13 protein-coding genes are annotated in these 14,844 nt (G+C 66.0%); 9 read left to right on the top strand and 4 right to left on the bottom strand.

The genetic code is table 11. The features are described from left to right. The gene (locus tag AC1DC5_RS09480) at positions 1 to 1,413 is read left to right on the top strand and encodes a sugar nucleotide-binding protein (protein WP_476864945.1); all 1,413 of its coding nucleotides are present in this window, start codon (positions 1 to 3) and stop codon (positions 1,411 to 1,413) included. Positions 1,414 to 1,485: 72 nt separating this feature from the next. Here AC1DC5_RS09480 and wecB read toward each other — a convergent pair whose 3' ends face one another. Continuing rightward, positions 1,486 to 2,637 (bottom strand): non-hydrolyzing UDP-N-acetylglucosamine 2-epimerase, encoded by a 1,152-nt coding sequence (gene wecB, locus AC1DC5_RS09475; protein WP_476864944.1) that lies wholly within the window; start codon positions 2,635 to 2,637, stop codon positions 1,486 to 1,488. A 63-nt stretch (positions 2,638 to 2,700) separates the two neighbouring features. Next, entirely contained in the window at positions 2,701 to 2,982 is a 282-nt protein-coding gene (locus AC1DC5_RS09470) for a hypothetical protein (RefSeq protein WP_476864943.1), read from the bottom strand. A gap of 233 nt (positions 2,983 to 3,215) precedes the next feature. Here AC1DC5_RS09470 and AC1DC5_RS09465 point away from each other — a divergent pair, with 233 nt between their 5' ends. Together AC1DC5_RS09465 and AC1DC5_RS09460 are read left to right on the top strand one after the other, a co-directional pair. Further along, positions 3,216 to 4,262 carry an LCP family protein gene (locus AC1DC5_RS09465; protein ID WP_476864942.1) on the top strand — a complete coding sequence of 349 codons (1,047 nt, stop codon included), beginning with the start codon at positions 3,216 to 3,218 and terminating at the stop codon, positions 4,260 to 4,262. A gap of 164 nt (positions 4,263 to 4,426) precedes the next feature. Next, a complete protein-coding gene (locus tag AC1DC5_RS09460) occupies positions 4,427 to 5,683 on the top strand; it encodes a glycosyltransferase family 4 protein (protein ID WP_476864941.1) in 1,257 nt (418 codons plus the stop codon). On the opposite strand, the gene AC1DC5_RS09455 is transcribed toward AC1DC5_RS09460, so the two are convergent. Further along, positions 5,680 to 6,291 carry a YdcF family protein gene (locus AC1DC5_RS09455; protein ID WP_476864940.1) on the bottom strand — a complete coding sequence of 204 codons (612 nt, stop codon included), beginning with the start codon at positions 6,289 to 6,291 and terminating at the stop codon, positions 5,680 to 5,682. The genes AC1DC5_RS09460 and AC1DC5_RS09455 overlap by 4 nt on opposite strands. Positions 6,292 to 6,362: 71 nt before the next feature. Then, positions 6,363 to 7,220, bottom strand: coding sequence for a glucose-1-phosphate thymidylyltransferase RfbA (gene rfbA, locus AC1DC5_RS09450; protein ID WP_476864939.1), 858 nt, complete (start codon positions 7,218 to 7,220; stop codon positions 6,363 to 6,365). A gap of 52 nt (positions 7,221 to 7,272) precedes the next feature. Between rfbA and rfbB the strand changes: the two genes are divergently transcribed. The 6 genes from rfbB to rsmD are packed head-to-tail and all read left to right on the top strand — an operon-like array spanning position 7,273 to position 14,762. Next, positions 7,273 to 8,271 (top strand): dTDP-glucose 4,6-dehydratase, encoded by a 999-nt coding sequence (rfbB, locus tag AC1DC5_RS09445; protein ID WP_476864938.1) that lies wholly within the window; start codon positions 7,273 to 7,275, stop codon positions 8,269 to 8,271. A 3-nt stretch (positions 8,272 to 8,274) separates the two neighbouring features. Then, positions 8,275 to 9,729, top strand: a complete 1,455-nt coding sequence (locus AC1DC5_RS09440; protein WP_476864937.1) for a sugar nucleotide-binding protein — start codon at positions 8,275 to 8,277, stop codon at positions 9,727 to 9,729. Between the two features lie 36 nt (positions 9,730 to 9,765). Continuing rightward, positions 9,766 to 10,821, top strand: coding sequence for a thiamine-phosphate kinase (locus AC1DC5_RS09435; protein ID WP_476865001.1), 1,056 nt, complete (start codon positions 9,766 to 9,768; stop codon positions 10,819 to 10,821). Between the two features lie 22 nt (positions 10,822 to 10,843). Beyond that, complete coding sequence (locus AC1DC5_RS09430) at positions 10,844 to 11,863, top strand: DAK2 domain-containing protein (protein WP_476865000.1); 1,020 nt, start codon at positions 10,844 to 10,846, stop codon at positions 11,861 to 11,863. After that, the gene (locus AC1DC5_RS09425) at positions 11,853 to 14,108 is read left to right on the top strand and encodes an ATP-dependent DNA helicase RecG (protein WP_476864936.1); all 2,256 of its coding nucleotides are present in this window, start codon (positions 11,853 to 11,855) and stop codon (positions 14,106 to 14,108) included. The genes AC1DC5_RS09430 and AC1DC5_RS09425 overlap by 11 nt, the downstream gene beginning before the upstream one ends. Before the next feature lie 42 nt (positions 14,109 to 14,150). Then, complete coding sequence (rsmD, locus tag AC1DC5_RS09420) at positions 14,151 to 14,762, top strand: 16S rRNA (guanine(966)-N(2))-methyltransferase RsmD (RefSeq protein WP_476864935.1); 612 nt, start codon at positions 14,151 to 14,153, stop codon at positions 14,760 to 14,762. The last annotated feature ends 82 nt before the right edge of the window (positions 14,763 to 14,844 follow it).

The following is a 14,844-nucleotide window of genomic DNA, read 5'->3' as shown; positions in this document are numbered from 1 at the left end:
ATGCCGCTCGAGTACTCGAAGAAGCTCACGGCGCGCAAAACTCCGATTCCCGGCGTCGTTCTCTATGACCTTCCGGTCCATGGTGACAGCCGGGGCTGGTTCAAGGAAAACTGGCAGCGGGAAAAGATGGTGGCCCTCGGTCTGCCGGACTTCCGGCCGGTGCAGAACAACGTCTCGTTTAATGAAAAGGCCGGCACCACCCGAGGAATCCACGCCGAGCCTTGGGACAAGTTCATTTCTGTCGCCAGCGGCAGGATTTTTGGGGCGTGGGTTGACCTGCGCGAGGGGCCGTCGTTTGGTGCGGTCTTCACCGCCGAACTGGACCCGGGCGAGGCCATTTTTATCCCCCGGGGTGTTGGCAACGCCTTCCAGACGCTGGAGGACAACACCGCCTACACATACCTCGTCAACGATCACTGGTCCGCGGACGCCCAGGACCAGTACACCTTCCTGAACCTCGCCGACGAGACCGCTGCGGTCGCGTGGCCGATCCCCCTGGAGAAGGCCGAACTCTCCGACAAGGACAAGGCCCACCCGCGGCTCGCGGAAGTCGTGCCGATGCCGCCGAAGAAAATCCTCATTGTGGGTGCGGACGGCCAGCTTGGCAAGGCGCTGCGGAAACTGTACGGCGGCGACAAGTCTGTGGAGTTCGCTGGTCGGGCGGAGTTCGATCTTGCCAGTGAGGCGTCGTTCGCATCGCGGAACTGGAAGAACTACTCAACGATCATCAATGCGGCCGCCTACACCGCCGTTGACGTGGCGGAGACCCCAGAAGGTCGTGAAGCCGCTTGGGCAATCAATGTCACCGCCGTCGCGAAGCTGGCCCGAGCTGCCGTCGATCATGATTTGACCCTTGTGCATGTTTCCTCGGATTACGTCTTCGACGGCAGCATTGAGTCGTACACCGAGGACGAGCCAGTTTCGCCGCTGGGGGTGTATGGACAGACCAAAGCTGCCGGGGATGCCGTGGTCAGCGTAGTGCCGCACCATTACATCGTGCGCACGAGTTGGGTGATTGGTGAGGGCAACAATTTCGTCAGGACTATGGCCTCGCTGGCCTCACGTGGGGTGAAGCCGAAAGTGGTAAATAACCAGATCGGTCGGTTGAGCTTTACGGACGACATCGCCGCCGGGATTCGGCACCTGCTTGATACTGGTGCGCCATACGGCACTTACAACCTCAGTAACGCCGGGGAATCCCAGTCTTGGGCAGACATCGCGGCAGACGTATATGAACTCGTCGGCTCTTCTCGTGGTGAAGTTACGGGGGTTACCACAGAGGAGTACTTCGGCGGGAAATCCGTCTCGCCGCGGCCGGCCAACAGTGTCTTGGACCTGACCAAAATCGTTTTGGCGGGCTTCCACCCTCCTGCAGCCTCCGACAGACTTCGACAATTTGGCCAAACCTTATGACGGGGACCGTGGTGGCGAAGGGTCGGATTGGTGCGAGACCGCGCCCCAGGAACTTTCCGGGAGTTCATGCACCTACGCCCGCCGTGCAGGGTCCTCCGGATCGAATTCGGTAGTCCGGAGTCCTGCCCCTAGCATCTGGGCGACCGCGGCCACGGTTCTGCCAGCCGCCATGCCGTCGCCGTAGGGGTTGACGGCGTTGGCCATGGAGTCATAGTGGTCCTGGTCGTGCAGCAGACGGTCCACTTCCTTGAAGATCCGTTCCTCGTCGGTTCCGATGAGGGTTACCGTCCCGGCATCCACGGCCTCTGGCCGCTCTGTGTTGTCCCGCATCACGAGGACCGGCTTCCCAAGGCTGGGGGCCTCCTCCTGGACTCCGCCCGAGTCGGTCAGGACGACATGCGCGTGGGACAGCAGTCGGGTGAATTCGCCATAGGCCAAGGGTTCGGTGACTAACACGTTCAGCTTCCCCTCGAGGGCGGGGAGTACAGCCTCGCGCACCACCGGATTCTTGTGCACCGGCAGGACAATTACGAGGTCCGGCTCGGCGTCGGCGATTCGCGCCAGGGCCCGGCCTACTCCGCGCATTGCGTCCCCCTGGTTCTCACGCCGGTGGGTCGTCACCAAGAGGATCTTCCGGCCACTCGCTGCGAGGTTTTCCAACTGCGGGTCGGTAAAGGGAACCTTCTTGCCGACCGTGGCCAGCAAGGCATCGATGACCGTGTTGCCGGTGACCACGATGTCCTCAGCCTTTATCCCCTCGGCGAGGAGATTGGCCCTGCTGACGCTGGTAGGGGCAAGGTGGAGGCTCGCAATTTGGCTCGTTATCTTGCGGTTGGCTTCTTCCGGGAAGGGGGAGAACAGATCCCGGCTACGAAGTCCCGCTTCGACATGCACAACGGGGATTCCGTGATAAAAAGCCGCGATGGCAGCGGCGGTGGAAGTCGTTGTATCACCCTGAACGACTACGGCGTCGGGCTTGTTTTCGGCGAACAGCTTGTCCAGCCCGTCAATTGTCCGGGTCATGATGGCGGAGAGCGACTGGCGCTGCTGCAGGATGTTGAGGTCGTGATCGGGCACTATGCCGAAGAGGTCATTGACCTGGTCCAACATCGCCCGGTGCTGGCCCGTGACGGTCACGACGCAGTGGAAGAGGGGAGACTTCTGGAGCGCGCTGACGATCGGGGCCATCTTGATGGCCTCCGGTCTGGTTCCGAAGATCGGCATGATGCTGTGCAAGGATTTCCCCCAAGAACGCGAACAGTGGTTTGTATGGTCTGCCGGGCAGGCTCAGCCGGCGAGCAGCAGAGCGATTATCAGGGCCGGCACACTGACGGCAACAATGAGTACCCAGATCAGGGCCACCAGTCGCTTGCGTCGGTAGGCCAATTCCCTGGCGTCGAGGTCTGCCGCGGCAGCCCGCTTAGCACCTGTTGCGCGCCTGGCGCCCGTGGGCAGCGGCTCCACGCCCGGAACCAGGAGCGCATCCGAAATCTCCTCGTGGAAGGCGCGGCGCCTCAGGTGGCGCGGGGCGGCAACCAGCGGGGGAGCGTCGTCGGCAGGATCGTTCAACAGCCGGTCCTCCTCGCCTCAATAGATCGCCAGCGCTCTGACGGTTTCAACCTCGATGCCTTCAATTCTTACATTCCGGCCCGCTGATCCGCGCATTCGGGCCGCAGAAGGTCGGCACCCCTTGAGGCCGATCCCGTTGTCAGAGTCCGCCTCGAACCGGGTCCTCCGAGGCGGCCGTGACATACTGGGCCGAGCATTTTTTGTCTGCTGGTGGAAACGTTGGGAAGAAACACATGGACCTTGTCGCCGAAAATCAGGCTCCTTCCGAGGAGCCCCAGCGGCCCCTGAGGAAGAAGAAGAGGACGGCGCGTAACGTGCTCCTCGGCGTCGTTGCCTTCGTTCTGGTCGTAGCACTGGGCGCCGGGGTGTATGCCTTCAACCTTGCCAGCAGCTTCAACTCCAAGTCCCAAAAGATCGAACAGGCGTTCCCCGATGATGCCGCCCGTCCCGCGAAAGTGCAGGAAGGCGCCACCAACTTCCTGCTCCTGGGCAGCGACAGCCGCGCCGCAAGCTTGGGTTCAGCCGAAGCCGGCGGCTCGTCGGACCAGCGCTCGGACACGATGATGTGGGTCCACATTCCCGCGGACCACAAGAACATTTACATGATGTCGATCATGCGCGATACCTGGGTGGAGATCCCCGGTCACGGGGAGGCCAAGATGAATGCCGCCATGGCATTGGGCGGCATTCCGTTGGTGGTGCAGACCCTGGAGGGGATGTTCGGCACCAGGCTGGACCACGTGGCCGTCATCGACTTTGAAGGCTTCAAGGCCATGACCGATGCCCTGGGCGGGGTCAACGTCAACGTGCCCCAGGCATTCAACACCAAGCAGTTCTCATTCCCCGCGGGCAAGCAACAGCTGACCGGAGAGGAAGCACTTGCCTTCGTCCGTGAACGCAAGGCCTTCAGCGATGGCGACTATCAGCGGGTCAAGAACCAGCAACTCTTCCTGAAAGCGCTCATGACCAAGTTCCTCACGGCCGAGACCCTGACCAACCCCGCAAAGATCAGCAGCCTGGTGGATACTGTCTCGCCCTACATCAGTGCGGACAAGTCGCTGGACGCCGCGGCCGCCGGCGGCCTGGCGATCGGGCTCCGCGACGTCCGGGGCTCGGATGTGGTCAGCTTCACGCTGCCGACCCTGGGGATCGGCACCTCGAACGACGGCCAGTCAATTGTCCTTCGCGACGAGGCAGCGATCGACGGCATAAGCAAAGCCCTGGCCGCTGATTCCCTCGGTTCCTACGTGCAGGAAGCCGGACTCGCCGGGAAGCGTTAGGGCCGACATCGCGCGGCCTGGCGGATACTTGGTGCCGCGCGGCCGCGACGCCTGGCAGAACAGGTAGGATTACACGCTGGCGGTGCTGTGTCTTAACGGCGCCCACGCAAGGTTCGATGACGAACACCACTACGCACCGAACTGCATTCGCTTTGGGGGAGCTGTTGAAAACATCACATGGGGCGCGCCCCCGGGCGACACGGGTCACCCTGCTCACACACTCCTACTGGCCCGAGAGCAGCCCTCCCCAGCGCCGGTGGACGGCACTGCTGAGGGAATTCTGCGCCTACGGCTGGGAATTCGATGTGGTCACTCCGGTGGCCCACTTCCCCGCGGGCCGGCGAGAGCTTCCCCCGGAGCTCGCAGGGCGGGCATTCCGGCGGCAAAAAGGCCAGTTCACCGAGCTGATCCGCCGCGTGCCATATCTGCCTCACGGCAACTCACACCTGGCCAAGCTCATTGACCACTGCTTCTCCGCGGCAATGTCAGTTCCTCTGGGCTTCCTGACCCGCCGTCCGGACGTGGTGATCGCCACGGCCCCCAGCCTGCCAATCCTCGCCGCCGGCTATCTGCTGTCCCGCCTGCGCGGAGTTCCCCTGATCGTGGAAATGCGCGATGCCTGGCCGGACCTTGCCCGGGATTCCCGGATGGTGCGCGGGCGCGTGAAGAGCGTCGTCGAAATGGCGGTGGACTTCATCCAGAAGCGCGCGGACCTGGTGGTCACGGTGACCGAGGGCTTCGCCGAGACTCTGCGCTCGCGGGGACTGAAAAACGTCAAAACCGTGAGCAACGGCCTCCACGTGGACACCATTCCGTTTCTGGGATCCCCCGAGCCGGAGCGGGATGGGTTCGAAGCGCTTTACCTCGGAAACCACGGAAAAAGCCAGCGGCTCGACGTCGTCATCCGGGCAGCTGCCCTGGTGGGGGACACCATGCACCTGCATCTGGTGGGCCATGGCACCCAGAGCCCTGCTCTGGAGAAACTGGCAGCAGATCTTGGGGCTCCGGTAACGTTCCATCCGCCTTTGCATGGCCAGGACGTTATGGACCGCTATGCCTCGGCGGACACCTGCATTGTCTCGCTGCGGGATGACTGGAAGTCGTTCGAGACCACCATTCCTTCCAAGACCTATGAGGTCCTGGCCGTCGGCCGTCACGTCACGGCCGTCGTCAAGGGTGAGGCCGCGCGCATCATCGAAGACGCGGAAGCCGGCGATATTGTGCCCAGCAACCCGGAGGCCGTGGCCGCGCTGTGGCGGGAACTGGCCGCGGACCGCTCACGCCTGGTACGTTCCGATGCAAGCCGCCAATGGGTCAAGGAGCACGCCGACTATACGCAGCTGGCGGAGAAGTACATGGAGCTCATCTCGGAACTCTTGGGCGAAACGCCGTCCGCTCAGCGGTACAAGGCTCTTTCCTAACCTGCTGAGGTGCCGGCCCGCGGAACTTCAGTCTGCTGAGAGGTGCACTCCGGCCGCAGGGACACGTCCAGCAGGCCCCCGGTTTCGATAACAAACCGCCGCAGCCACTGCCCCACACTCAGTTGGGGGTGGGAGTTCACCATCTGGACGTCCGCCGTCGTGCATTGCTCCATCAGCCGTTGCGCCCTGGAGAGGTGATAGCTGGAGGTCACCACGGTGATGGACTTCCAGCCGTTGGCCTCGGCAATTTTGCCGATGGCGCGCGCCTCGCCGCGGGTGTCGTACTCATCGGGGCGGAAGCAGAGCAGCCGGGAGTTTGGAAACTCTGCCGAGTTGCAGGCGGCATCGGCCGCGACGTTTCCGCGGGTGTCCGTATGGGACAGGACCAGGACGGGGATGCCGTAGTCCCGTTGCATCTGCTGCGCGACCGGCAGGCGTTCAGCCGCTGCACCGCCGAGCATAATGACGGCATCGGTCCGGTGCACGCTCAAGGGATCCACGTTGACGAAAAGTTGAATGGCGAACACCAGCCACAGAAGGGCGGCCCCCGAAACCCACGCAAGAATCCGGGCGCCCAAGGGATTCAAGGCGGGCAGGGGCAGGGGCATGAGTATGAGTCTCGCACGCGGCCTGCGTTGCGGGGAAAACGGACACCGGGGCCAGGCAAAGGCCCGGAACTTTACAAGAGCCCCAGCAGGTAGGTTCCGTAGCCGCTTTTCACGAGCGGCTCGGCCCTGGCTCGCAACTCTTCGTCACTGAGGAAGCCCTGCCGCCACGCGATTTCCTCCGGCGCACCGATGATCAGTCCCTGCCGCTTCTGGACGGTCCGGACAAAATTTGATGCGTCATTGAGGTCGTCGAAGGTGCCGGTGTCCAGCCACGCTGTTCCCCGGGGGAGGATCTCGACGTGTAGCTTGTCCAGGCCAAGATACGCCTTGTTGACGTCCGTGATTTCGAGTTCGCCACGGGGCGATGGCTTCAGCTCGCGGGCGATCTCCACGACGTCGTTGTCGTAGAAGTAGAGTCCGGGCACTGCGTAGTTACTCTTTGGTTGCGCGGGTTTCTCGTCCAGGGTCAGCACGCGGCCGGTGTCGTCGAACTCGACGACGCCGTAGGCACCGGGATCGCTGACCCAGTAGCCAAAGACTGACCCCCCGTCCACGTCAGCGTACTTGCCGAGCTGGGCACCCATGCCGGGGCCATAGAAGATGTTGTCGCCGAGTACGAGGGCCACGGAATCGTCGCCGATGTGTTCCTGGCCAAGGATGAAGGCCTGGGCGAGCCCGTCCGGAGACGGCTGAACCTTGTACGTGATGCAGACCCCGAATTGTGAGCCGTCACCGAGCAACCGGCGGAACGGTTCAGAGTCGTGTGGAGCCGTGATCACCAGGATGTCCCTGATTCCGGCCAGGATGAGGGTGGACAGCGGATAGTAGATCATTGGTTTGTCGTAGACCGGGACCAACTGCTTGCTGATGCCGAAGGTAATCGGATGCAGCCGTGATCCGGTTCCCCCGGCCAGAATGATTCCGCGCATGGGCACATCTTTTATGTTTCTTGCAACAAGCGCAACAGGTAGGGTCTGAGTCATGCAGCGACTACTCGTCACAGGTGGCGCAGGCTTCATCGGCGCCAGTTTTGTCCACCATGTCATGACGCAGGGGCGGGACCATGTGACGGTCCTGGACAAGCTCACCTACGCCGGCAACCGGGATTCGCTCGCCGGCCTTCCGGCGGAGCGCTTCGAGTTCATCCACGGAGACATCTGCGATGCAGTCCTGGTCGATCGGCTGGTGGCCGGCTGCGACGTCGTCGTGCACTACGCCGCGGAGTCGCACAACGACAACTCCCTGCACGATCCGCGCCCGTTCCTCGACACCAACATCATCGGCACCTACACGCTGATCGAGGCCGCGCGGAAGCACGGCAAGCGATTCCACCACATCTCGACGGACGAGGTCTACGGGGACCTCGACCTGGACGATCCGGCGCGGTTCACGGAGAGCACGCCGTACAACCCCTCCAGCCCGTACTCGTCGACGAAGGCCGGCTCCGACCTGCTGGTCCGGGCCTGGGTCCGGTCCTTCGGGCTGCAGGCAACCATCAGCAACTGCTCAAACAACTACGGGCCGTACCAGCACGTGGAGAAGTTCATTCCGCGCCAGATCACCAACGTGATCGACGGGATCCGCCCCAAGCTGTACGGCAAGGGCGAGAACGTCCGTGACTGGATCCACGCCAACGACCACTCCTCCGCGGTCCTGGCGATCATCGCCAAGGGCCGGATCGGCGAGACGTACCTGATCGGCGCCGACGGCGAGAAGAACAACAAGGACGTCGTCGAATTGATCCTCAAGCACATGGGCCACACGCCGGACGCCTACGACCACGTGGTGGACCGGCCAGGCCATGACCTGCGTTACGCCATCGACTCGTCCAAGCTTCGGAACGAGCTCGGCTGGGAGCCGCGCTTCTCCAACTTCGACGCCGGCCTGGAGGACACGATCCGCTGGTACCGGGACAACGAGGACTGGTGGCGGCCCCAAAAAGCGGCCACGGAAGCCAAGTACACGGAACAGGGCCAGTAGACGATGCCGGCCGAATTCTCGAAGAAGCTCTCCGCGCATGAAACCCCGATTCCCGGCGTCGTTCTCTACGACCTTCCGGTCCACGGTGACAACCGGGGCTGGTTCAAGGAGAACTGGCAGCGGGAAAAGATGGTGGCCCTGGGCCTGCCGGACTTCCGGCCGGTGCAGAACAACATCTCCTTCAACGAAAAAGCCGGCACCACCCGGGGCATCCATGCCGAGCCGTGGGACAAGTTCATCTCCGTTGCCACGGGCCGGATTTTCGGCGCCTGGGTTGACCTGCGCGAGGGACCGTCGTTTGGTGCGGTCTTCACCGCCGAGCTGGATCCCAGCCAGGCCATCTTCATCCCCCGGGGGGTGGGCAACGCGTTCCAGACCCTGGAGGACAACACCGCCTACACCTACCTCGTCAACGACCACTGGTCCGCCGACGCCCAGGGCCAGTACACGTTCCTGAACCTCGCCGACGAGACCGCGGCGATCGCCTGGCCGATCCCGTTGGACCGTGCCGAGCTGTCGGACAAGGACAAGGTGCACCCGCGCCTGGCGGACGTCGCCCCGATGCCGCCGAAGAAGGTCCTGGTCGTTGGCGCTGACGGCCAGCTCGGCAAGGCGCTGCGGAAACTGTACGACGGCGACTCCGCCGTCGAGTTCGCCGGCCGGGCCGAGTTTGATCTGGGCAGCGAAGCCGCCTTCACTTCACGGAACTGGAAGAACTACTCGACAATCATCAACGCTGCGGCCTATACGGCCGTCGACGCCGCCGAGACCCCCGAGGGCCGCAGGGCCGCCTGGGCGGTCAACGTCACCGCCGTCGCCCGCCTGGCCCGGACCGCCGTCGAACATGACCTGGTCCTGGTGCACGTCTCCTCCGACTACGTCTTTGACGGCACCAGTGAAGTGCACACCGAGGACGAGGCACTTTCACCGCTGGGCGTGTACGGCCAGACCAAAGCCGCCGGGGATGCCGTGGTCAGCGTGGTTCCCCGGCACTACATAGTGCGGACCAGCTGGGTCATCGGGGACGGCAGCAACTTCGTCCGGACCATGGCGTCGCTGGCCGAACGCGGCATCGCCCCGTCGGTTGTCAACGACCAGACGGGCCGGCTCAGCTTCACCGACGACATCGCCGCCGGGATCCGGCACCTGCTCTCAAGCGGCGCACCCTTTGGCACCTACAACCTCAGCAACAACGGGGATCCGCAGTCCTGGCAGGCCATCGCGGCGGATGTGTTCGAACTCACCGGGAGGGCACGAACGGCTGTGACCGGCGTCAGCACGGCGGAGTACTTCCAGGGCAAGAGCGCCTCCCCGAGGCCGCAGCACAGCACCCTGGAACTGGGCAAGCTGGCGGCCCAGGGTTTCCACCCGCCGGCGGCCGCAGCGCGGCTCCGGGACTACCTTGGCCTGGATGCCCACACACACCCGGAGGACGCCGACGTCACACCGCCGCGGTAGCGTGGGGTTGTGCCAGAACGCCTGAATGAACCGCCCCTGACCGCCTCGCCACAGAACGCTTCACCACAGACAGCCCCGCCCCTGACCGTCGCGGAGCTCTCCGAGTCCCAGCTCCTGGAGCGCATCTTTCCGCGCCTGCATTACGGCCAGGAACACAACCCGTCGCTGATCCTGGGCCCGGGGGACGACGCCGCCATCGTGTCCGCGCCGGACGGCCGGGCCGTCTTCAGCATCGACACCCAGGTGGCGGACCAGGACTTCCGGCTCGAGTGGAACAACGGCTACCGGACCACCGGCTACGACGTCGGCTGGAAGGCCGCCGCGCAAAACCTCAGCGACATCAACGCCATGGGTGCCCGGGCCACCTCGCTGGTCGTCAGCCTCACCATGCCCCCGGAAACGCGCGTCGCCTGGGTGGAGGACTTCGCCGACGGGCTCTCGGCGGCGATCCGGGAGCTGGGCGCCCCGGACTGTGCCGTGGCCGGCGGCGACCTTGGCCGGGGCCGCGAACTGGCCGTCAGCGTGGCAATCCTCGGCACTCTGGAGGGCCGGGCCGCCGTGCTGCGCTCCGGCGCCCGCCCGGGGGACACCCTGGCGCTGGCCGGCACCGTGGGGCGCGCCGCGGCGGGCCTCGCGCTGCTTGAATCGGCAACACCAGTCGAGGCGCTGGGCCAGGGACAGCGCGAGCTGCTGGACACCCAGTGCCGGCCCCAGCCCCCGCTCGCGGCCGGCCCGCTGGCCCGGGACTCCGGGGCCACGGGCATGATGGACATTTCCGACGGGCTGGTCCGCGACGGCAACCGGATGGCGTCCGCGAGCCACGTGGTCCTGAACCTGGACGCGGCGGTATTGAAGGCACTGGCGGCTCCGCTCCTGCCCGCCGCAGAACTGCTCGGCACGGATCCGATGGCTTGGGTCCTGGGCGGCGGGGAAGACCACGGGCTGCTGGCCACATTCCCCCCGGACGTTCAGCTGCCTCACGGTTTCACTGCGATAGGCTCGGTAGAAGCCCCTGCACCAACGGACAGCACGGGCGTCAAAATAGCGGGCAGGCCCGCTGACACTGTGGGATGGGATCACTTTGCAGACTAAAATTGCCGCCAACGCGCAAGCGATGAAGCGGTGGTTGAGCAAGGCAGAAACAACCCTTGGAAACCACAGCGACCGCCTGAACGCCATCAACATCTTTCCTGTCGCCGACGGCGATACCGGCACCAACCTCTACCTGACCGTGCGTGCCGCCGCCCGGGCGCTCCAGAGCCTGGATACCGCCGCGTTGCCGCAGATCAGCCCGGATTCGCCGGTGCATGCGTTCGGCCCGCCGGATCCGGCCCAGAACGACGTCGGCGCCGTCCTCGCACAGGCGGGCCAGACCGCCATGGAACAGGCCCGCGGCAACTCCGGGACGCTGTTCGCCGTGTTCCTCTGCGCCGCCGCCGAGCCCCTCGCGGGCCACCACCGGCTGAGCGCTCCGCTGCTGGCCGCCGCGCTGAACCGGGCCCAGCTCCGGGCCTGGTCCGCGTTGAGCGACCCGGTACCCGGAACCATGCTCTCCGTGATGGAAGCCGCCGCCCGCGCCGCGGCCGCCGTGGACTCGGCGCACGACGGCGACGACAGCAACCACACCCTTGGCCTGGCGCTGGACGCCGCGGTGGAAGCCGCCGCCGCGGCCGTGGTGCGCACCGAAGACCAGCTGGAGGCCCTGCACAACGCCCACGTGGTTGATGCCGGCGGCGTCGGAATGCTGCTGATCCTCGACTGCCTCCGCGCCGCCGTCCTCGGCGAGGAACTTCAGGACCAGCTGCTGGACGGACTGCACGGCTACAACGTTCAGGACCCGCACATCCACGCCGGCATGCCGCGGGACGAAGGTGTGGAAGTCATGTGCACCATCACTCTTTCCCCGCTCGACGCCGCCATGATGCGCCAGCGGCTCGACGAAATGGGCGACTCCGTGATTATGAGCCAGGTCGGCGGGGCCCCCGACGAGTCCGGCGCCTACCGCTGGCGGGTCCACGTCCACGTGCCCGACGCCGAGCCGGCAGTCACCCTGATCCGTTCCCTCGGTGTGCCCTCGGACATCAGCGTCAGCGAGCTCGCCGTGCCGGAGAACCCGGACGGACATGGACGCTGACCTTCACAACGCCGAACTGCACGTCGGCCTGGAGCGCCGGATTGGCAAGCGTTCCGCGGCGGTCATTGAAAAGCACCTCGGCATCACCACCGTCGGCGGGCTGCTGAACTATTTCCCCCGCCGCTACCTGAACCGCGGCGAACTCACTCCCATCAGCGAGGTCCCGCTCGATGAGGAAGTGACCCTCATTGCCCGCGTCGTCTCCAGCAGCACCCGGTCCATGCGCGCCCGCCGCGGTTCGCTGACCGACGTCGTGATTTCCGACGACGCCGCCTCCCCGGGCACCGGGATGGGCGGCGGCACGCTGAAGGTGAGCTTCTTCAACGGCTTCCGGGCCAAGGCCGAGCTGCAGCCGGGCCGCCGCGCCCTCTTCTCCGGAAAGATCACCCGCTACGCCGGCTCCCTGGGGCTGACCAACCCCGAGTTCCAGCTGCTGGACGAGGACCCGGACATTCCCGGCATGGACCCGGAGAAGCTTGCCGCCATGCCCATCCCGGTGTACCCGGCCACGGCCAAGCTGACCAGCTGGTCCATCCAGAAGGTCGTCACCACACTGCTGGACACCGCGGACCTGGACGCACTGCCGGACCCGTTGCCGGCCGGGATTGCCGCGCGGGAGAAATTCCTGCCGGTCGCGGACGCGTACCGGCTCATCCACGCCCCGCAGACGCCCCCGGACTGGCAGCGCGCCCGCGACCGGTTCCGCTACCAGGAAGCCCTGGTGCTCCAGTCGGCCCTGGCCCGGCGCCGCGCCCAGCTCGCCGCGGAGGAGGCCACCGCCCGCCGGCCCGTTGCGGAGGGACTGCTGGCCGCCTTCGACCGGCAGCTGCCGTTCACGCTGACCGCCGGCCAGGCCGCCGTCGGCAAAACGCTGGCCGCGGAGCTCGCCCAGGACTCGCCGATGAACCGGCTGCTTCAGGGCGAAGTCGGGTCCGGCAAGACGATCGTGGCCCTGCGCGCCATGCTGCAGGTGGTGGATGCCGGGGGACAGGCCGCCCTGCTGGCCCCCACCGAGGTCCTCGCCGCGCAGCACTACGAGTCCATCCGCCGCACGCTCGGGCCGCTGTCCCGGGACGGCCTGCTGGGGGGCCTCGGTTCCGACGCCGTCCAGGTCTCGCTGCTGACCGGCTCCATGCCCACCGCCGCCCGGAAGCAGGCCATGCTGGACGCCGCCTCAGGCACCGCCGGGATCGTCATCGGCACCCACGCGCTGCTGAGCGAAAACGTCTCCTTCTACGACCTCGGCCTGATCGTGGTCGATGAACAGCACCGTTTCGGCGTCGAACAGCGGGACGTGCTCCGGTCCAAGGCGAGCAAACCCCCGCACCTGCTGGTCATGACCGCCACGCCCATTCCGCGGACCGTGGCCATGACCGTGTTCGGGGACCTCGAGACCTCCATCCTGGACGAGCTCCCCGCCGGCCGCGCACCCATCACCACGCACGTCGTCGGGCTCGCCGAGCACCCCGCCTGGCTCGGCCGCCTCTGGAGCCGCTCCCGGGAGGAGATCGACGCCGGCCACCAGGTCTATGTGGTCTGCCCCAAGATCGGTACCGACGACGACGGCGACTTCAGCCCCGGGGAGGCCGAACCGTCCGCCGCGGACCTCGAAGGCGACAACGGGGCGCGCGAACTGGCGTCGGTGACCGGCGTCGTCGAACAGCTCCGGGACGAACCGGCGCTGGCCGGCGTGACGGTGGCCCCGCTGCACGGCCGGCAGGACCCGGTGCTGAAGTCCGAGACCATGGCGTCCTTCACCGCCAACCAGACCAAGCTGCTGGTCTCCACCACGGTGATCGAAGTGGGCGTGGACGTCCACAACGCCACGCTTATGGTGATCCTGGACGCGGACCGCTTCGGCATCTCCCAGCTCCACCAGCTCCGCGGCCGGGTGGGCCGCGGCGGCCTGCCGGGCACCTGCCTGCTCGTGACCACGCTGGAACCCGGCCACCCGAGCCGGCGCCGGCTCGAAGCCGTCGCGGCCACCACCGACGGATTCGAGCTCTCCCAGGAGGACCTCAAGCTGCGCCGTGAAGGCGACATCCTGGGCGCTTCCCAGTCCGGCGGCCGGTCCACCCTGAAGCTGCTGCGGGTCCTGGAGCACGAGGACGTGATCGCCCGGGCACGGCAGGATGCCTGGCAGATCGTCGGCGGCGACCCGTCCCTGGGCGCCCACCCCGGACTCGCCGCGGCGATCGACGAATACCTCAATCCGGAAAAGGAGGCGTTCCTTGAACGCGGCTAACCGAAACCAGGCACTCGTGCATGTGTCTCAGGGGGCACGGCCATGAGCCGCATCATTGCGGGCGCCGCGGGCGGAACCACCCTGGTCAGCGTCCCCGGATCCTTGACCCGCCCGACGACGGACCGGGTCAAGGAGGCGCTCTTCTCCCGGCTGGACGCCTTCGAGGTCATCGCCGACGCCCGGGTACTGGACCTCTACGCCGGCTCCGGGTCACTCGGCGTGGAAAGCGCCAGCCGCGGCGCGAAGGCCGTGGACCTGGTGGAATTCGACGGCAAGGCCAGCGAGGTCTGCCAGCGCAACGCGGACCTCGTCAACACGGTGGCTCGGCACAAGGTGGTCTCCGTGCACCGCTCCAAGGTCGAATCGTTCCTGGACCGGACCCAGGCCGGGATCCTCTGGGACCTCGTCTTCCTAGATCCGCCCTACCCGCTCGACGAACCCGCTTTGGCCGTGGTGCTGGCCAAGCTGCTCCCGCACCTGGCCGAGGGCGCCGTCGTCGTCGCGGAGCGTTCCTCCCGGGCTCCCGAGCCGTCATGGCCGGACGGACTGGAGCGGTTCGCGGAACGCAAGTACGGGGAGACGAAACTCTGGTTCGCCGAACCCGGCGTGGACGAGGGCCCGGCCGACGGCACCGACGCGGACCAGCCGTACTAAGCCCGCAGCTTGGTTACAGCGTCACGCCGGGCAGTCTTTTGGTCCTGCCGGCCGCCCCGCACGCCGTCATTCCGCGAAGACC

The organism is Arthrobacter sp. 10L424 (assembly GCF_056395325.1).
The sequence above is the reverse complement of the archived record's forward strand: the minus strand, read 5'-3'. Positions and strand labels throughout refer to the sequence as shown.